This window comes from Nocardioides sp. NPDC101246 (assembly GCF_044767415.1).
In the GTDB taxonomy this organism is placed as follows: domain Bacteria; phylum Actinomycetota; class Actinomycetes; order Propionibacteriales; family Nocardioidaceae; genus Nocardioides.
Genome location: NZ_JBIWNX010000008.1, coordinates 235,760 through 253,965 on the forward strand (window position 1 = coordinate 235,760; position 18,206 = coordinate 253,965).

The window sequence follows — 18,206 nt, forward strand, 5'->3', positions numbered from 1 at the left end:
GGTGCTTCGTGGAGCTGTGGGCCGCCGACCCGTTCTTGGAGGGTCTTCTCGATCTGGGCCGGCGTCAAGGACGGGCCTGCGGCCCGCCGGCTTCGCCGGCCGCCTTCGGCCCGCCGGCTTCGCCGGCCGCCTTCGGCGGTCCTGGACTCCGGACCAGATCGAGAAAAGATTTGGCTGGCTATCGGGGCGGCGGCCCGGGTGTGGTGCAGCGGAATCCTGCTGGGATCAGTGGGGCTTGTGGGAGCGGAGAGGTGGCCCTTCGGGCCACTTACCATCCACAGAAGCGACCGCGTTCGCTCACCGCGAAACTAGCCGCTGACCTGCACCTATAGGTGGCTAGGTATCCCCTTGGCGGCGTAGAATCGGACCCATCACGACACGCCATTGAGGGGAGGGATCACGATGAGTCTCGAACACGACGTCGACCACTGGGGCAGCCAGCCCGGCGACCCGATCGACGCCGCCCTGACCGCCATCGAATCCTCCCTCCACGACCTGCTCACGAGTGATCCCGTCTACTGGCGCACCAGCCAGAAGAAGGACCTACTGGAACGGCTGGAGAAGATCCACGCCCAACAGGCCGCGGTAAAGCTCCGGGTCCTGGCCACCGCCGGCGACATCGCCGAGGAGACCGGCGCCAAGGACGTTTCCGGGTGGATGCGGACCGACCTCCTGGTCGACAAGGCCGCCGCCCGCTCCCAGATCAGGCTCGCCACAGGCGTGGCCAGGTACGACCTTGTCGCCGCCGGTCTGGCTGAGGGTGTGGTGTCCCAGGACAAGGCCCGCGTGATCACCAAAGCGCTCGACGCCATCGAGTCCGACCCCGCTGCGAGTGCTGAGGACCTGGTGCTCGCCGAGAAGCTGCTGGTCGACCACGCCACCCGACTGACCGCCAACGAGTTGCGGATCGTCGGGAAACGGATCCTCGCCGAGATCGACCCCGAACGATTCGAAGCCGCCGAGGCCAAAGCGCTACAGCGCGAGGAAGAGCTCGCTCAACGACGCACGTTCTTCTCCTCCCGCGACAACGGCGACGGCACCATCGACCTCCACGCCCGGGTCTCCCGCGCGATCGGGATGAGGCTCCGCACCATGCTGGACTCGTTGGCGCAGCCCCGGAAGTGGTCCGCGGAGGACAAGGGCCACAAAGCTCCCTACGACCGGTTGTTGGGCCAGGCCTTCGCCCGCGTGGTGGAGACCTACGACGTCGACCTGCTGCCCCGCCACGGCGGGCACGCGACCACGGTCTTCATCACCATGAGCCTCGACCAGCTCCGCGCCGACCTGGGCACCGCCGCGTTGGGGTTCGACGGTGACCAGATCACCGCCGCCGAAGCCCGCCGGATGGCCTGCAACGCGGATCTGGTCCCCGTCGTGCTGGGCACGGACTCAGAGGTCCTCGACCTCGGCCGCACCGCCAGATTGGCCCACCCGATCCAACACCGAGCCCTGCGGCTACGAGATCAAGGCTGCCAAGCCGAAGACTGCGACGCCCCCGCGGCCTGGACCGAAGCCCACCACCTCAAACCCTGGTCCCAAGGCGGAAACACAGACATGGCCAACATGGTCCTGTTGTGCCCCAGCGACCACCGCCGCATCCATGCCGGCTCCACCTATGAGCGACTTCCGGACGGACGAATCCGGTTCACCCGCCGCACCTGAACCGGACCCGCCCGAAACCAGACCGCTCACCGCCCACGTTCTTCGCCGCCACACGTCCATGGCTGCCGAGACGATCAGTGCGCGCTCGTTCCCGCGACCCTGTTGAGGCTGACCCGTCGTCGGACCACTGCCAGTCCTCGAGCTGGTGTCGATCGCTGTGCTGGTGTCGATCGCCGGACCGTACCCGACAGTCAGCGCGGTAGCGGCCGGCGGCTCCGTGCTGGACGCGGGGCGGTGCTGGACGCGGGACCGTGTCCTCGGAATGGTCGCGCACCGCGTCTGGATGCGGCTTCGTCACAGCTGCTGATGCTGCCCACGCCGCGGTGGGTTCCACGCTCCGGAGCAGAGGGATCAGCGTCTCGATGGGAACGGCCGACACCTCGGGGAAGCCGGGATGACGGCCTCCGGACCCCCTACATTGCCCGCAGGGTGGCGGCCGGCACCGCCCCAGCCGCCCCGAGGCAGCCAACCCTGGCGCCCGAGACGCCCAACGCGCCACCCGCCCCCATCGCCGCGCTTGTGAATCTTTCACAAGGTGTCATCGTCTTGTAAAAGGACCGCGAATCAGCGCCCCGAGCCCCAAGCCCGTACCCAACCCGAAAAACTCCGCGCCAAACCCCGCCGCCGACCCGATAACCAGCCAAAATTCTCGCCGGAGCCCGGTGTCAAGGATCGCCGAAGGCGACCGGCGAAGCCGGCGGCCGAAGGCCGTCCTTTACTCCGGGAGCCGGCGAGAACACCATCCACAACGGGTCGGCGGCCGCCAGCCTCAGTTGACCGTCCGCCCCGTCAGAACCTCTTGGTTCGACGCAAGCCAAGCGTCCATCTCGTCCTCCCGCACAGCGTCCCACAGCTCCCGCCCCTTGCGCCGATCGAGATGGACGACACTCTGCTTCCCCTCGCGCCCCAGCCCAGCAACGGGCGCCGTGAAGAAGGTCAGGTCCGAGGAAGGCATCCGGGCGAGATCGAGGGCCAGGCCACGGAGGTCACCACCGGAGAAGCCGGAGTCGACGGTCAGGTGGCGGGTGATGATGTCGAGGAGGTCGTACGCCTTCTTGGGGTTCTTCGGGTCGACGCTCTGGCGCAGGCCGCGGAGGATGGAGCGCAGCACGTACTGCTGGCGCTTCACGCGGTCCAGGTCGCCGCCGGGGAGGCCGTAGCGCTGGCGCACGTAGAGGAGGGCTTCCTCGCCGGTGAGCAGGTGGGTGCCCTTGGTCCAGGTGCGGTCGCGCGCGGAGTCGTGGACGGTCTCGGGGATGTAGACCTCGACGCCGCCGAGGAGGTCGCCGATCTCCTCGAAGCCGGCCCAGTCGACCCAGGCGACGTGGTCGATGCGTACGCCGGTGAGCTTCTCGACCGTCTGCACACTGAGCGTCGGGCCACCCTGGGAGAAGGCGGCGTTGACCTTGGCCTTGCCGTGGCCCGGGATCCGCACCCAGGAGTCCCGTGGGATCGAGACGACCGAGGCCGAGCGGCGGTCCGCGCTGAGGTGGAGCAGCATCATCGTGTCGGCCCGCTGCTCACCGGGCGTCCACGACGCGGTCGCCCCGCTGCCGGTGGTGGCCTCGCCGCCGGTGCGTCCGTCGGTGCCGAGGAGCAGGATGTTCAGGGCGCCCGCGGCCTCGCCGGCTGCCTCTGGACGCTCCTCGAGCCCGGCGAAGACGTCGACGGTCTGGACCTGGCGGTCGAGCCGGTGGGCGAGATACCAACCGGTGCCGGTCACGGCGCCGACGAGCACGACGAACGCGATCCCGACGCTGAGCCAGATGCGCTTCTTCTTCATGGCCGTCCTCAGTGGTGGGGGTCGAGGGCGGATAGAGGCTAGTGGTCGCTACTCGCGGTCGTCGAAGTGGTCCTCCCAGGAACGCCGCAGGATCGTCGGTACGTCACCGGCCAGGGCCGCGCGCAGCGCATCGAGCTGCCCGTCGTCGAGAGCGATCCGAGGGAAGGCGCGCCCGACTTCGATCGCGAAGGCCTGGCCACGGGTGGCCAGGGCCGGCGCCTCGGCGAGATAGGCGGTGACGTAGGGACGCAGCAGATGCGCCTGCTCGGCGATCCACATCCCCGATGCCAGCGCCCCGAAGCGACGGTTGTCGACACCGGGGGCGAGCATCGCCTCCCACGCGGCGTCCTTCGCGCTGGTCGAGGGGCGGGCGGCGAGCGCCCGAAGCGCCCCGAGGTATCCCTCGGCGGTGCCGTCCAGGTCGCGCTCGGTCGCGATGAACCGCGCGTCGGCCTCGCCGAGCGAGGCGAGACGTACGATCGCCGCCCATCGTGTGGTCGGCAGCAGCGGGATGCCGACGCCGACCTTGTCGGCGTCCAGCCAGCCGCGCAGCAGCCCGGCGTCCGCGCTGGTCGCGGCCAGGGCCCCTGCCCAGGCCAAGGCCCGCTGCTCGTCGTCAGCGGAAGCCGCCAGGCCCGCGGCGGCCGCGGCGGCGACCCGCGCCACAGCTCCCGCCGCGCGCGAGGCCGGCACCCGTTGCGGGATCACCACGGACCGGGCCTCGCCGAGGACCCCCTCGATGATGTCCGCCCGGGTCTCGGAAGGAAGGTGAGCCTCGACCAGGTCGAGGTAGTCGTCGGCCGAGAGGTCACGCGATCGCACCCGCAGGGCGGTGGCGGACCAGAGCACGGCACGTACGAGCGGGTCCTCGAGCCGGGAGAGCCCGCCGGAGAGCGCCTCCCACGACCCCGGGTCGAGACGGAGCGCGGCGAAGGTCTCGCCGCCGGCGTTGGGGACCACGACGAGCCCGGCGAACTCCGGCAGCGGCAACGGTTCGGCACCCAGCTCGACCCGCTTGCGTCCCACGAGCCGCAGCGCGGAGTCGTAGCCGGCGACGGTGAACGCGTGCGGCCGGCTTCCCTCGCGCGCCAGGACCGGGACCTCCCCGTCGCGCCGCACCGACACGGTGTCGAACCCCGGGCGCCGCAGCCAGGCGTCCACCCACCCGCGTACGTCCTTCGTCGAGCTCGCCGCGAGCGACTCGACGAAGTCGGCCAGCGTCGCGTTGGCGAACCGGAAGCGGGTCAGGTGTCGGTTGACCCCGGCCATGAACTCCTCGTCACCGAGCCAGAAGGCGAGCTGCACCAGACAGGCCCCGCCCTTGGCGTAGGAGATGCCGTCGAAGATGGTGGCGGCGGTGTCCACGTCGGGCACGTCCACGGCCAGCGGAGCGACCGGATGGGTCGAGCGCCGCGCGTCGGAGCGGTAGCCCCACGGCTTGCTCCCGATCTCCACCTCGACCCGCAGGTCCGAGAAGCCGGCGCCCGCCTCGGCGACCCGGTAGCCCATGTAGTCGGCGAACGACTCCTGCAGCCAGGTGTCCTCCCACCAGGTCATCGTCATCGAGTCGCCGAACCACATGTGCGACATCTCGTGGGCGATGATCACCGCGCGGATGGCCCGCTGGGTGTCGGTGATCGCGCCGCGTGGCAGCAGCTCGTCGCGGTAGGTCACGCACCCCGGCATCTCCTGCGCGCCCCAGTTGAGCCCGGGCACGAAGACCTGGTCGTAGGAGTCGAACGGATAGGGCTCGTCGATGAGGTCGGCGTAGTGGGCGAAGCACGCCTCCGACGTACGCCGCAGCTCCTCCGCGTCGCGGTCCAGCTCGGCCGCCAGCGACCGCCGGGCATGCCAGCCGAATTCGAGGCTCTCCCCGGAGTCGAGCGCAGCAGTCCAGCGCACCGAGTGCCAGGGCCCGGCGGCGACGACCAGCAGGGCCGGCGGGATCGGGGGAGTGGTGGCGAAGACCCAGCGGCCGGCGTCGTGCGAGACGACGGCGCCGTTGGCGAGGACCGTGTCGGCCGGATCGGCGGTGACAGCGACCGCGAACGACGCCTTGAGATCGTTCTGGTCGAAGCAGGCGTAGACCTTCGAGGCGTTGTCCATGCCCAGGTAGGCGGACACGTAGCGCGACCCGTCGACGGGGTCGGTGAACGTGTGCATCCCGTCGCCGTCGGTCGTGAACGGGAGCGTCGCGGTCACCTCGACCTCGTTGAAGGCGTCGGTCGAGAGCCCGGTCAGGACCACCCGCTCACCGTCGTACGCAGCCTCGACCGCCTCCCCGTTGACGACCAGCGACACCGCGAGCGCGCCCTTCAGATCCAGGAACGTCTCGGCGACCGTGGATCGGAACCGGACCCGGGTGCGACTCCGGAAGGTCTCGGGACCGGTGAGGTCGAGATCGAGGGAGTAGGAGACGGAGCTGAGCACGCCGGCCCGTGTGCGGGCCTCGTCGAGTGTGAGGGACACGACCTCCAACGTACGTCCTCGCAGGTCAGGACGCGCGCGCATTTCGCTGTGAGCGTGACCCGGGGATAGTCTGTGGCAGTTGCCTCGGCGAGGGAGCGCCTCGCGCTCCGTGATCGACAAGGTGGACGTCTCTTCTCAGAGACGCCGTGCCTTCGTCGCACGGCCTTCGTTGGACCAGCCGGGCGCCATTGACGTCAGCACCACTCATCGAGGAGTTCAACGCATGTCCAGCGAGAAGATCGTAGCCGAGAAGCGCACCGAGTTCGGCAAGGGTGCCGCTCGCCGCATCCGCCGTGAGAACAAGATCCCGGCGGTCGTCTACGGCCACGGCGCCGACCCGATCCACCTGACCCTGCCGGGCCACGACACCATGATGGCGCTCAAGAACCACGGTGCGAACGCTCTCCTCGAGCTCGACATCGACGGCAAGACCCAGCTCGCCATGACGAAGCAGGTCCAGGTCGACGACGTCCGCCGCGTCATCGAGCACGTCGACTTCGTCGCGGTCCGCGCCGGCGAGAAGGTCACCGTCGACGTCACCGTCCACGTCACCGGTGACGCCGTCTCCGGCAGCCTGGTCGTCACCGACGCCAACACTCTGACCGTCGAGGCCGAGGCCACCCACGTGCCCGAGAGCATCGAGGTCAGCATCGAGGGCCTCGAGATCGGCACCCAGATCCTGGCCGGCTCCGTCGCGCTGCCGAAGGGCACCACCCTGGTCAGCGACCCGGAGACCCTGGTCGTCAACATCACCGAGGCCAAGACCATCGAGGAGCCCGTCGCCGACGAGGCCGCCGAGGGCGAGGCCGCTGAGGCCACCGAGGCTGAGGCCACCGAGGCTGAGGCCGCCGACGCCGAGTGACTTCTGACTCGGTGACCGACGGCGTCTGGCTGGTCGTCGGCCTGGGCAACCCCGGGCCGACGTACGCCGGACACCGTCACAACATCGGCTATCTCGTCACCGACGAGCTGGCCAACCGGCTGGGCAGCAAGTGGCGTGCCCACAAGACCGGCCGTGCTGACGTCGTGGAAGGGCGCCTCGGGGGGACCACCCCCGGGGTGCCCGGCCCACGCGTCGTGCTCGCCCGCTCCCGGACCTACATGAACGAGTCCGGCGGGCCGGTCAAGGCGCTCGCGACCTTCTACAAGGTCCAGCCCGACCATGTCATCGCCATCCACGACGAGCTCGACATCGCCTTCGACACGATGCGGGTCAAGCTGGGCGGTGGCGACAACGGCCACAACGGCCTCAAGTCGATGCGGTCCTCCCTGGGCACCGGCGACTTCCACCGGGTGCGCGTCGGCATCGGCCGCCCGCCCGGTCGCCAGGAGGTGCACGACTTCGTGCTCTCCAACTTCTCCAGCACCGAGCGCAAGGTGCTGCCGTTCGTGGTCGACACCGCCGCCGACGCGATCGAGACGCTGATCAACGAGGGTCTGGAGAAGACCCAGCAGCGGTTCAACTCCTAGGGTCGGCTCTCCGGGTCAGCTCCGAGGCGGCCGCAGATACCGGTCGTACGCAGCGACCGCCGCCAGCTGGGAGCCGACCTCGAACTTCCGCAGGATCGACTTCACCTGCGTGCGCACCGTCGTCTGCGCCACCCCGAAGCGCGACGCGATCTCGGCGACGGTGGCCCCGTCGTAGAGCAGCTCGAGCACCTCGTGCTCGCGCACCGTCAGCGAGCGGACGAGGCGGTGCATGCGCTCACGCCCTTCCCGCAGCAGGTGCCACTGCGCGACCAGCCCCTCGGCCTCGCCCGGACTGTGCCCGCGCCGTCCCTCGGCCGCATCGCGCAGCGCGTCCTCGATCGCGTCCGAGTGGGTGTCGGCGGAGAGCACCGCGACCGCACCGGCCTCGAGCAGGGCGCCCCAGAGCCCCCCGCGCGGGGCGGAGGTCAGCACGACCCCGGGCAGGCGTACGCCGCGGACCAGGTCACACACCTCACCGAGATGGGTCCAGCCGTCGAGGTCGGTGACCACCAGCCAGGTCGAGGGACTTCCGACGAGCAACTCGTCGGGATCCGCGGAGGTGGAGGCCGTCGCCGTCACGGTGATGCCGCGCTCGTCGAGCGTAACCGTCACGGCATCAAGGGTCATCGTCTCGTCCGCTGAGACTGCGACCCTGAGTCGTACGGTCGAGGCTGCCATGTCTGCTGTGCCGTTCGGTCGTCTCGGGCTGGCCCTGCCAGATCTCCCTGGGGGTATGGCTATTGTGGGTGAATCCAGGCGGAGATCGGGAACCTGTTCTACAGTGCCCCAAGTTTGGGGATGACCTGGGACAACGCTTCCCGCAATGTAGTTTGTGGACGACCTCGAAATTCTATGACTCCTCAATTCTCGGTATTGGCCCGGAATGCGGTCACGTGGCGATACGGTGCTGATTACGTTGCCTTGTAAAGGTTTCGGTCACAACATTCAAATTGGGACGGCCCGACAAGCTCGGGCTGGGGGAGCAGGGCCTGGACACGGCCCTATTCGGGACTCATACCTCACTGGCCGACCCGTCCTGGGGAGCAGTATGTCTATGTCCATTTTCCAGCGGATCAACTCGGGTTGGTTAACCACCGCCTACGTAACCACCACCGCAGTCCTGATCGGCGTCCAGAGCTTTCTGATCGCCGTCCTTCAGGGCCCTTGGGTCTCCTTCCATCCGGGCGGAGCACTCCTCTGGGTCCTCCTCACGGCCATCGTCGTGACCACCTCGCTCGCGGCCGCCGCAGCTCTCCTTTTCGGGGCTGTGCGCATCTACCGGCGCGTGTGTGCGGCGGAGGCGAAGGCAGCCGACGAGATCTACCACGACCTGCTCAGCGCGCGTGAGACGCAGCGTCTCCACCGGGCCCGGATGCACGAGGTGACCTCGACCCTCGCCGGTGTTCGCTCGGCCAGCGAGCTGCTGTGCAACTCCGAGACGCTCGACCCGGAGCGTCGCGTCGCGATGATGGCCATGATGGGCAGCGAGCTCAGGCGCCTGGAGCGCCTCGTCCGTGCCCAGCGAGGCGGCGCGGACACGATGCCCGTCGACACCGGAGTGATCGACGTCGACGCGGTGGTCCACAACCTCGCCCTGGCCCACGAGGCCGGCGGCACCACGGTGGTCCACGAGCCCAGCAACGCGCTCGCGGTCGGCAGCTCGGACGCGGCCGCACGGATCATCAACATTCTTCTCGACAACGCGGCCAAGCACGGCTCCGGCGCTGTCGACGTCACCGTCCGGCACGAGCCTGGCGAGTCCCGTCAGATGGTCGTGGTCGAGGTCTCCGACGACGGCCCCGGGGTCGCCCCCGAGGTGCGCGAGCGGATCTTCGAGTGGGGCGTCCGCGGGCCGGACTCGGCCGGTCAAGGCATCGGACTCAATGAAGCCCACACCGTCGCCGAGCGGATGGGCGGCTCGCTCCGCCTCGCCGCCGTGGACCGTACAACCTTCGTGGTCACCCTTCCCAGCGCCGTGATCCCGCGCGCCACGATCGAAGCACAGCAGGAAGGCGTCTCCGATGACGTTGTCGCCGCGTAGCCAGTATCGAGTCGTCATCGTCGAGGACCACGTCCTCTTCGCCGAGTCGCTCGAGCTCGCCGTCTCGATGGAGGGTTACGACGTACGTCGCATCCCGATGCCCAGCGAGCCGGTCTCCACCGCCACCATGGTCTCCGTCGTGCTCCGCAACAAGCCGAAGGTCGTGCTCCTCGACCTCGACCTGGGCCGCTACGGCGACGGCGTACGCCTCATCGAGCCGCTGGCCAAGGCCGGCGTCGACGTGGTCGTGGTGACCGGTGCGATCGAGGAGGCCCGCTGGGGCCAGGCGCTGCGCAACGGCGCCCGCACGGTGCTGTCCAAGTCCCGCCCGCTCGGCGAGATCCTCGGCACCGTCAGACGGCTCTACCAGGGCGCCTGCGTCCTCGCGGTGAGCGATCGCGAGCGGCTGATCCGGGTCTGGTTCGAGCGCCAGCACGAGGTCTCCGAGCTGAGCCGTCGCATCGAGCTGCTCACCAAGCGCGAGTCGCAGGTCCTCGGCCACCTGATGCTCGGCCGCACCGTCCACGAGATCGCCGTCATCGGCGTCGTGTCGGAGGCGACCGTGCGCACCCAGGTGAAGTCCATCCTCGCCAAGCTCCAGGTCACCTCCCAGATCGCCGCCGTCGGCCTTGCCCACCGCCTCGGCTGGCGCTCCCCGCAGTCACTGGAGTGAACCCACTGGTCTGGACCAGTGGGTTCCGGTTCCCTCATTTGGTCTAACCGGACCCCCATCGGCCCCCAACGACCGCTTTCTTACCGCATTGTTCTGGCATGAAGTAAGCGTTCGGGCGCCCAGCAGCTTTGGGGGAGATGGATGACGATAGAGCTGGCGTCGGTGGAGACAGTAGTCCCGCTCGACATCAACCGACGGAGGGTGTCCGCCAAGGCACCCTCCCTTCGGTTGCAGGCCTCGATGGTCGACGGGCTCGCGCTGATGATCCTCGCGCCGCTGATCGTGGGACAGGAGATCGTCCACGCACTGGTGTGGGGGCTGCTCTGGGGGCTGGCCACCAGGATCACCGCGCCGAAGATCCTGCCCGGCGCCGAGCGCCTGCGGGCGACCGTCTCCGGGGTCTTCAAGGCGTTCATGGCGATGAGCATGGCGACCTGGCTGCTGGGTGCGGTGGTCGAGCTGCCGCAGGCGCAGCTGGTCGTGCAGACGATCCTCGGGCTGGTCACCGCGCTCGCGTTCCGCGTGGTGGGCTACATCTTCAGCTCCCGGCCGCGCACCCCGTTGCGGGTCGTGGTGGTCGAGGCGGCCCATGACCACGGAGCGATCCCGGAGTGGACCCACCGGCTCAGCGGCGGCCTGATGGAGGCCGCGGCGGTCTGCCGTGCCGACGGGCTCTCCGGCGCGATCGCCTCGGTCGGGCCCGACGCGGTGCTGGTCGTCCCCGGGCCCGACCTGGCCGGCCGCGAGATCCAGCGACTGGCCTGGACGAGCGAGTCCTTCGGCCTTCCCCTGCTGGTCAGCACCCGGATGCAGGACGTGACCCCGCAGCGTACGTCCTCGATGCGGCTGGGCTCGATGAGTCTCCTCTACGTCGACGAGGCCCTGCGGGCGCGGCTGACCCGGGTGGCCAAGTACGTGTGGGAATGGCTGGCCGCGGCGGCCGCCGTCGCCGTGCTCGTCCCGGTCTTCGCCGTGATGGCGGTCGTGATCAAGCTCGACTCCCCGGGTCCGGTCTTCTTCCGGCAGGTGCGCGTCGGGCGCAACGGCAAGCAGTTCCGGATCTGGAAGTTCCGCACCATGGTCGTCGACGCCGAGTCGCTGCTGCGCACGCTCGACCACCGTCCCGGCCAGGTCCTCTTCAAGCTCCGTGCGGACCCGCGGGTGACCCGGGTCGGGCGAGTGCTGCGGAAGTACTCCATCGATGAGCTGCCGCAGCTGTTCAACATCGTGCTGGGCCAGATGTCGCTGGTCGGGCCCCGCCCGGGGCTGCCGAGCGAGGTGGCGATGTACGATCGGGACTCGCATCGCCGACTCGCGGTTGCTCCCGGTCTGACCGGGCTGTGGCAGGTCTCGGGGCGATCGGACCTCTCCTGGGAGGACACGGTTCGCCTGGACCTGGACTATGTGGACAACTGGACGCTGCTACGCGACTTCGGAATCGTCGTTCGTACGGTCAAAGCTGTTGTGCGTGGCTCTGGCGCCTACTAGTGAGTGTCGCCTAAACTCCCAGGCCGTTGTGTGAGCAACCTGACACGTACGAACAACTGGATCCTCGACGGGAACGTCCCCCATGCAAACCTCCCCCCACCCCATGATTGCCGGCCGATATGAGCTGCACCGCCTGATCGGGCGAGGCGGTATGGGCGAGGTATGGCAGGCCATGGACCTCACCCTGCAGCGCTGGGTCGCGGTCAAGGTCGTGCGGACGTCGGCCGACCCGACGATGATCGAGCGGTTCCGGCGCGAGTCGCTCTCCACCGCGGCCGCCAGCCACTCCGGCACCGTGCAGATCCACGACGCCGGGATCGAACGCACCGCCAACGGGCCGATGGCCTTCCTCGTCATGGAGCTCCTGACCGGCCCCGACCTCGGCGAACGCCTGCGCTCGCACGGCCCGCTGATCGCCCGTGAGGCCGGTGAGGTCATCGTCCAGGCCGCGCGTACGCTCGCCGCGGTCCACGCCCAGGGGATCGTCCACCGCGACATCAAGCCGTCCAACCTCGTCTACGACAGCGACCGCAGGATCAGGATCGTCGACTTCGGGATCGCCCAGCTCGCCCGCCTGGGCGACCAGCGGCTGACCTCCACCCATGACGTGGTCGGCAGCCTCGGCTACCTCTCGCCCGAGCGTGGCTCGGGAGGCGAGGTCGGTCCGCCGAGCGACATCTACTCGCTGGGCTGTGTCTTCTTCGAGATGCTCACCGGTCGTACCCCCTACTCCGGCGGCGCGCCGGCGACGGTGGTCTACCAGCACGCCACCGCACCCATCCCGCGGGTCAGCGGGGCGGTCCAGGTGCCGAAGATCATCGACGACCTGGTCGCGATGATGATGGCCAAGGACCCCGGGCAGCGGCCGAGCGCGCACGACGTCGTCGCGGTGCTCACCGGTTCGGGCCCGCTGCCGGTCTTCGACATGCAGGTGCCCCGGCAGCGTCCGATGCACGCGTCGGGTCCGATCAGCACCTCCGGTGCCTACGAGGCTTTCGGCGGGAGCGGCTCGTTCCCCGCGGCCGGGTCGACCGGGTCTTCTTCCGGCGCTATCGGCACGTCCGGGGCGTTCGCGAAGATCGGGGCGAGCGGGTCGTTCCCGACCGGCGGTTCCCGGGTGGCGAAGCGCTCCGGCGCCAACCGGCCCCTGAGCATCCTGCTGGCGGTGGCTCTGGTCGGTGTCGCGGTCGGCGGCCTGGCGACGTTCGCCTCCTTCCGGAGCGCCTCGGAGACCGGCCGGGCGGCCGCGCTCAGCGAGGCACTCCCCGAGACCATCGAGCTCGCCGTCGACGTGATCTTCGAACGGGACGCGCTGCAGCCCGTCGCGCAGGCGCCGGTCAACGTACGCTCCACCTACCTGCACACCACCGACCTGGCGGTCGAGGAGTGGCAGACCGCCGCGGCCGCGATCGACGTCGACGGTGATCCCGAGCTGCGCAGGCTCCACCACGACATCACCGAGGTGCTCGACGACTTCGAGCTCTACCGGGTCGAGATGCAGGAAGGCGACCGAGCCAGCCAGGACGCCGCTCGCGAGGTCTACACCGCGCTGGCCAGCAACCTGCTGATGCTCGCGGCGCAGGTGCCGGAGCTGGAGGACGACCAGACCGGCGACCAGGTCCGCAACCTCAGCAGGCTGACGGGGGCGGCGGAGGCGTTCAGCATCGAGCGGGAGCTCATGGTCGTCGCGTTGTCCGAGAACGAGATCGGTACGAAGTCGGTCAAGGACCTCACCGACGCGGAGGCCGCCTGGGTGAAGTCGTCCTCGGCGTTCTACTCGGGAGCATCGCCCGAGCTGCAGGCGGAGCTCGACCGGGTCTCCGACGGCACCTTCGAGAAGGGCTCGGGCGCGATGATGGTGCAGCGTACGGTCCGTGATGTCGCCGCCAAGGGCAGCATCCAAGGAGTCGCCACGGAGCTGAGGGCGGCGTCGAAGGGCGAGCCGATCGTCCGCACCTGGTCTGATGGTGCCGTCGCCTACATCCAGAACCTTCTCCAGGTGATCCTGAAGTCGGCCGAGACCATGGCCAACGACGTCACCGCCGAGGACGAGCGCGCCAAGACCGGGCTGATCCTGCGCGCCGTGCTGACCGGGGTGGTGCTGGTCATCGCGATCGGACTCGGGCTGGGCCTTTATCGGACGCGGCGGTCGGCTGGATAGAGTGCCGCGGGTGACCTTCATGCCTGGTGTGCCTGCGCCCGAGATCCTCGCCTCCGACCACCTGCTGGCCGCCTGGCTCGCCGAGACCGCCGGCCGGCGGCTGCTCGAGGTGCGTGCCACCTCCGGGCTGGAGGGCAAGGAGCTCAAGGATGCCGGTGACCTGGCTGCCCACGAGCTGCTGATGGAGCTCGTCGCCGAGTACCGCCCGCAGGACGCCGTCCTCTCCGAGGAGGGCAAGGACTCCAAGGAGCGGCTCACCAAGGACCGGGTGTGGATCATCGATCCGCTCGACGGGACCCGCGAGTTCTCCGAACCGCCGCGCGACGACTGGGCCGTGCACGTGGCCCTGTGGGCCTCCTCCAACGGCGGTGAGCTCATCGCCGGCGCGGTCGCGCAGCCGGCGCTCGCCGACGCGTCCGTGCAGAGCACTTTCCACACCGGTGCCGCTCCGGTCGTGCCGCCGTCGACCTCGCCCCGTCCCCGGATCGCCGTCTCCCGCAGCCGCCCGCCGGCCTTCGTCGAGGCGCTGGCCGAGGAGATCGGCGCCGAGCTGGTGCCGATGGGATCGGCCGGCGTGAAGATGATGTCGGTCGTGCGCGACATCTCCGACGCGTACGTCCACGCGGGCGGGCAGTACGAGTGGGACTCCGCCGCTCCCGTGGCGGTCGCCGCCGCTGCCGGGCTGTTCACCTCCCGCGTCGACGGCTCCCCGCTGCGCTACAACCAGGACGATGTGTATCTGCCTGACGTCATCGTTTGTCGGCCTGAGCTGTCGGAGCAGATTCTGTCGTTCATCAAGCGGCATGGGGTGTGAGGTTTGGCCGTTTCGCTGACCGCGAGGGTTTCCTCGTTGGTTGGGGTGGGCCGCCGACCCGTTCTTTGAGGGTCTTCTCGACCTGGCCCGGAGTCAAGGACGGCCTGCGTCCGCCGGCTTCGCCGGTCGCCTTCGGCGATCCTTGACACCGGACCATGTCGAGAAAAGATTTGGCTGGCTATCGGGGCGGCGGCCCCAGAGTGGCCGCGGGAAACCGCCCAGGGCGACGGAGGCTTCTACGGGCGAACGAAAGTTCGTTCGCCCCACCGAGTATGGACTCCTCTGGCGGAAAGAAAATTCCTTCCGCCAGCAGATCCCGCACTCGGAGGGGACGACCTACATGGCGAACGAAAGTTCGTTCGCCCCCCACCCGAGCAAGGACTCCTCCGGCGGAAAGAAAATTCCTTCCGCCAGCAGATCCCGCACTCGGAGGGGACGACCTACACGGCGAACGAAAATTCGTTCGCCGACCGCCCACACCGGCGAAACGATCACCCGATTCCCAGGCCCCTGCCCAACCTGAATCTCCGCACCAGACCCCTGCCGCCGACCCGATAGCCAGCCAAAAATTCTCGGCGACGGCCGGTGTCAAGGATCGCCGAAGGCGACCGGCGTCAGCCGGCGGCCGAAGGCCGTCCTTTACTCCGGACGCCGCCGAGAACACCCTCTCCGAAAGGGTCGGCGGCAAACCCCAACCACAAACAACACCGACCCGCCAGCGGGGAAAGACTCAAGAGCCGAGCAGCAACTCCTCCAACGACTCCAAGCTCTGCCGCGCATACCCCTTCCACATCCACCCGAAGACAGGCATCGCGAACGACGCAGCCTGGGACGTGGGCGTGACGTCCCAGGACCAGGTGACCCGGGTGCCGGTGCCGGCCGGGGCGAAGGACCAGCGGCCGGCGACGTGGCCGACCAGGAGCTTGAGCGGGCCGGAGAGCGGCGTGATCTCGTAGGAGAACGACGAGGGAGCCTCGATCGCGGTCAGGGTTTCGCGCATCGTCGCGCCGTCGGCGAGGCCGATCGTGCGGGTCTCGCCTGCAGTGTCCCAGTCGCCGGCCTGGTCGCGGACCTCGGCGATCGGGCCGATCGCGGCGTACCGGCGGCCGAAGATCTGCGGCAGCGGCGCCGGGAGGACGCGGGCGAGGGCGGTCTCGTAGGCGACCGGGATCGCTCGGGAGGATTCGAGGTGCAGTGCCTCTGGGTGCTGGGTCATGGGTACGAGCATGGCAGCAAGTGCCTGCCGGTAGCGTGAGGGCGTGGTCGAGCAGATCGAGATCGAGACACCTGATGGCACCGCCGAGGCCTATCTGGCCCGGCCCGAGAGCGCACCGAAGGGCGGCGTACTCGTCTACATGGATGCGATCGGCCTCCGGCCGCGGCTGGCCGAGATGGTCGAGCGGGTCGCAACGTGGGGCTATGTCGTCCTCGCGCCCAACACGTTCTACCGCGACGGCAGCGCGGTTGAGCTGGCACCGACGGCCGACCTGCGCGACCCGGGGGCCAGGGACGCGTTCTTCGTCGGTGCGATGGACCGGGTCCGTGGCCTGACCGTGGACCGGTTGGCGATCGACATCCCGGCGTACGTCGAAGCCCTCCAGACGTACGCCGCCGGCCCCCTCGCCACCCACGGCTACTGCATGGGCGCGCGACTGGCGGTGCGGACCGCGGGACGGTTCCCCGACGAGTTCGTCGCCGTCGCCGGGTTCCACGGCGGTGGGCTGGTCACCGCGGAGGAGGCCTCGCCGCACACCTGCATCGCCGGGACCAGGGCGGAGTACTACTTCGGCCACGCCGACCACGACCGCTCCATGACTCCGGAGAACGTCGCCGACCTCAGCCGGGCCCTCGACGACGCCGGGGTGGTCTACACCAACCTCATCTACCCCGATGCCCCGCACGGCTACTCGATGGCCGACACCTCCTCCTACCAGGAGGCGGGGACTCATCGGCACTTCACCGATCTGGAGGCGCTCTACGCCCGTACGATGTCGTGATGGCGAAACCGGTGCTGGTCGTGATGGGAGTCTCGGGCTCAGGGAAATCGACCATCGGGGCGGCGATCGCGGGGCGGTTGCGGGTGCCGTTCGAGGATGCCGACGACCTGCATCCGCAGGCGAACATCGAGAAGATGACCGCCGGGATCGCGCTCGACGACGACGACCGCTACCCCTGGCTCGAGGCGGTCGGGGAGTGGCTGGCCCGGCACGCCGAGCGCGGCGGCGTGATGAGCTGCTCGGCGCTCAAGCGGAAGTACCGGGACCAGCTCCGGCGGCACCACGCCGAGGTGACCTTCCTTCACCTGGAGGGCACCCGCGAGGTGATCGCGAGGCGCCAGGCGAGCCGACCCGGACACTTCATGCCGACCACGCTCCTGGAGAGCCAGTTCAAGACGCTCGAGCCGCTCGATTCGGACGAGGCCGGGATGGTCATCGACGTGAACCAGCCGGTCGACGCGATCGTCGAGGAGTACGCAGGCCTGATCGGCGCCTAGGCCGCCGTCTCGGCCAGGTGCCGAGATGCGGCCGACACGCGCCCATCTCGGGTTGGGCACTGCGTGCCGGCCGCGGCCACACCCGGGTGAGGGACCAGCGGGCGGGCCCACCTTCGACCGTAGCCCAGGATGCGGCCCCACAACAGGGGGTTCTCGACTATCGCTGCAGGTCAGCCCGTAAAAATCTCTCCGTGGAACACGTCCGGGACCTCGGACGCCTTCGAGGTGAACTCGGGGGCCCGCTTCTCCAGGAACGCCGCGACACCCTCCTTGCCGTCGCCGATCGAGGCATAGAACATCGCCAGCGAGTCGGACAGGTGGGCCTCGAGCGGGTGGCGTGCGGAGGCATTGCGGGTGATGAGCTGGCGGACGAGCGCGGTGCCGACCGGCGACCGGTTCTGGGTGAACCTCCGGGCCAGCTCGAAGGCGGCGGGCAGCAGCTCGTCGGGCAGGTGGATGCTGCGGACCAGACCCCCGTCGAGGGCCTGGTCGGGGTCGAGGATCTCCGCGGTGTAGAGCCACTCCAGGGCCCGCGGGACGCCGACGACGCGCGGCAGGAAGTAGGACGAGCAGGCCTCGGGGACGATGCCGAGCTTGCCGAAGACGAAGCCGATCTTCGCCTTCGAGGACGCCAGCCGCGCGTCCATCGCGCACAGCATCGTGGCGCCGATGCCGACCGCCGGGCCGTTGATCGCGGCGATCACGGGCTTGGGGAGTGCGTGGATCGCGAGGGTGACCTTGCCGCCGGTGTCGCGTACGCCCTCGGCGTACTCGGGGTGGTTCGCCGGGTCGGCGAGGTGCTCGGCGAGCCTCTCGGGTGTCGGGTGCAGCGACTCGTCCAGGCCGAACACGTTCCCGGAGGCGGAGAGGTCCATCCCGGCGCAGAACGCCCGCCCGGCGCCGGTCACGACGACCGCGCGAACCTCGTCGGCCATCGCGTCGGTGGTGAACACCTCCTCCAGCTCGCGCGCCATCGTCACCGTGAACGAGTTGAGCGCGTCGGGTCGGTTGAGGGTCAGGAGCGCGATGCCGTCGCCGTCCACGTCGAAGGTCAGGGTCTCGTAAGCCATGGGTCACAGTCTGCACCGGTGGTCGAGCTTGTCGAGACCCCCTGCCGAAAGACAGTACTTTTCGAGAATGTCGCCGACTAC

General features: G+C 69.3%; 15 protein-coding genes. 10 read left to right on the forward strand and 5 right to left on the reverse strand.

The features are described 5' to 3' along the window. Positions 1-402 precede the first annotated feature (402 nt). The gene (locus tag ACIRON_RS17090; protein ID WP_402993652.1) at positions 403-1,662 is read left to right on the forward strand and encodes a DUF222 domain-containing protein; all 1,260 of its coding nucleotides are present in this window, start codon (positions 403-405) and stop codon (positions 1,660-1,662) included. Positions 1,663-2,431: 769 nt separating this feature from the next. On the opposite strand, the gene ACIRON_RS17095 is transcribed toward ACIRON_RS17090, so the two are convergent. Both ACIRON_RS17095 and pepN read right to left on the reverse strand, forming a co-directional pair. After that, complete coding sequence (locus ACIRON_RS17095; RefSeq protein WP_402993654.1) at positions 2,432-3,445, reverse strand: LCP family protein; 1,014 nt, start codon at positions 3,443-3,445, stop codon at positions 2,432-2,434. Between the two features lie 48 nt (positions 3,446-3,493). Next, positions 3,494-5,914 carry an aminopeptidase N gene (gene pepN / locus ACIRON_RS17100; protein WP_402993656.1) on the reverse strand — a complete coding sequence of 807 codons (2,421 nt, stop codon included), beginning with the start codon at positions 5,912-5,914 and terminating at the stop codon, positions 3,494-3,496. Between the two features lie 223 nt (positions 5,915-6,137). Here pepN and ACIRON_RS17105 point away from each other — a divergent pair, with 223 nt between their 5' ends. After that, the gene (locus ACIRON_RS17105; protein ID WP_402993658.1) at positions 6,138-6,776 is read left to right on the forward strand and encodes a 50S ribosomal protein L25/general stress protein Ctc; all 639 of its coding nucleotides are present in this window, start codon (positions 6,138-6,140) and stop codon (positions 6,774-6,776) included. Then, positions 6,773-7,384: an aminoacyl-tRNA hydrolase gene (pth, locus tag ACIRON_RS17110; RefSeq protein WP_402993660.1), complete on the forward strand. Its 612-nt coding sequence runs from the start codon at positions 6,773-6,775 to the stop codon at positions 7,382-7,384. Before ACIRON_RS17105 ends, pth begins: the two co-directional genes overlap by 4 nt. Before the next feature lie 15 nt (positions 7,385-7,399). Here pth and ACIRON_RS17115 read toward each other — a convergent pair whose 3' ends face one another. Continuing rightward, on the reverse strand, positions 7,400-7,996 hold the full coding sequence (locus ACIRON_RS17115) for a LuxR C-terminal-related transcriptional regulator (protein ID WP_402993662.1): 597 nt from the start codon (positions 7,994-7,996) through the stop codon (positions 7,400-7,402). Between the two features lie 442 nt (positions 7,997-8,438). Between ACIRON_RS17115 and ACIRON_RS17120 the strand changes: the two genes are divergently transcribed. The 5 genes from ACIRON_RS17120 (at position 8,439) to ACIRON_RS17140 (ending at position 14,561) form a co-directional block, all read left to right on the forward strand. After that, on the forward strand, positions 8,439-9,425 hold the full coding sequence (locus ACIRON_RS17120) for a sensor histidine kinase (RefSeq protein WP_402993664.1): 987 nt from the start codon (positions 8,439-8,441) through the stop codon (positions 9,423-9,425). Then, a complete protein-coding gene (locus tag ACIRON_RS17125; RefSeq protein ID WP_091052720.1) occupies positions 9,406-10,098 on the forward strand; it encodes a response regulator transcription factor in 693 nt (230 codons plus the stop codon). The genes ACIRON_RS17120 and ACIRON_RS17125 overlap by 20 nt, the downstream gene beginning before the upstream one ends. Before the next feature lie 162 nt (positions 10,099-10,260). After that, on the forward strand, positions 10,261-11,586 hold the full coding sequence (locus ACIRON_RS17130) for an exopolysaccharide biosynthesis polyprenyl glycosylphosphotransferase (RefSeq protein WP_218131499.1): 1,326 nt from the start codon (positions 10,261-10,263) through the stop codon (positions 11,584-11,586). A 103-nt stretch (positions 11,587-11,689) separates the two neighbouring features. Continuing rightward, complete coding sequence (locus tag ACIRON_RS17135; RefSeq protein WP_402993760.1) at positions 11,690-13,747, forward strand: protein kinase; 2,058 nt, start codon at positions 11,690-11,692, stop codon at positions 13,745-13,747. A gap of 19 nt (positions 13,748-13,766) precedes the next feature. Beyond that, complete coding sequence (locus ACIRON_RS17140; RefSeq protein WP_402993762.1) at positions 13,767-14,561, forward strand: 3'(2'),5'-bisphosphate nucleotidase CysQ; 795 nt, start codon at positions 13,767-13,769, stop codon at positions 14,559-14,561. Positions 14,562-15,291: 730 nt separating this feature from the next. On the opposite strand, the gene ACIRON_RS17145 is transcribed toward ACIRON_RS17140, so the two are convergent. Beyond that, positions 15,292-15,777, reverse strand: a complete 486-nt coding sequence (locus ACIRON_RS17145; RefSeq protein ID WP_402993666.1) for an SRPBCC family protein — start codon at positions 15,775-15,777, stop codon at positions 15,292-15,294. A gap of 43 nt (positions 15,778-15,820) precedes the next feature. Between ACIRON_RS17145 and ACIRON_RS17150 the strand changes: the two genes are divergently transcribed. Together ACIRON_RS17150 and ACIRON_RS17155 are read left to right on the forward strand one after the other, a co-directional pair. Further along, the gene (locus ACIRON_RS17150) at positions 15,821-16,558 is read left to right on the forward strand and encodes a dienelactone hydrolase family protein (RefSeq protein ID WP_402993668.1); all 738 of its coding nucleotides are present in this window, start codon (positions 15,821-15,823) and stop codon (positions 16,556-16,558) included. Then, a complete protein-coding gene (locus tag ACIRON_RS17155; RefSeq protein WP_402993670.1) occupies positions 16,558-17,055 on the forward strand; it encodes a gluconokinase in 498 nt (165 codons plus the stop codon). The genes ACIRON_RS17150 and ACIRON_RS17155 overlap by 1 nt, the downstream gene beginning before the upstream one ends. 170 nt (positions 17,056-17,225) lie before the next feature. On the opposite strand, the gene ACIRON_RS17160 is transcribed toward ACIRON_RS17155, so the two are convergent. Further along, a complete protein-coding gene (locus ACIRON_RS17160; protein ID WP_091052712.1) occupies positions 17,226-18,125 on the reverse strand; it encodes a crotonase/enoyl-CoA hydratase family protein in 900 nt (299 codons plus the stop codon). Between the last annotated feature and the right edge of the window lie 81 nt (positions 18,126-18,206).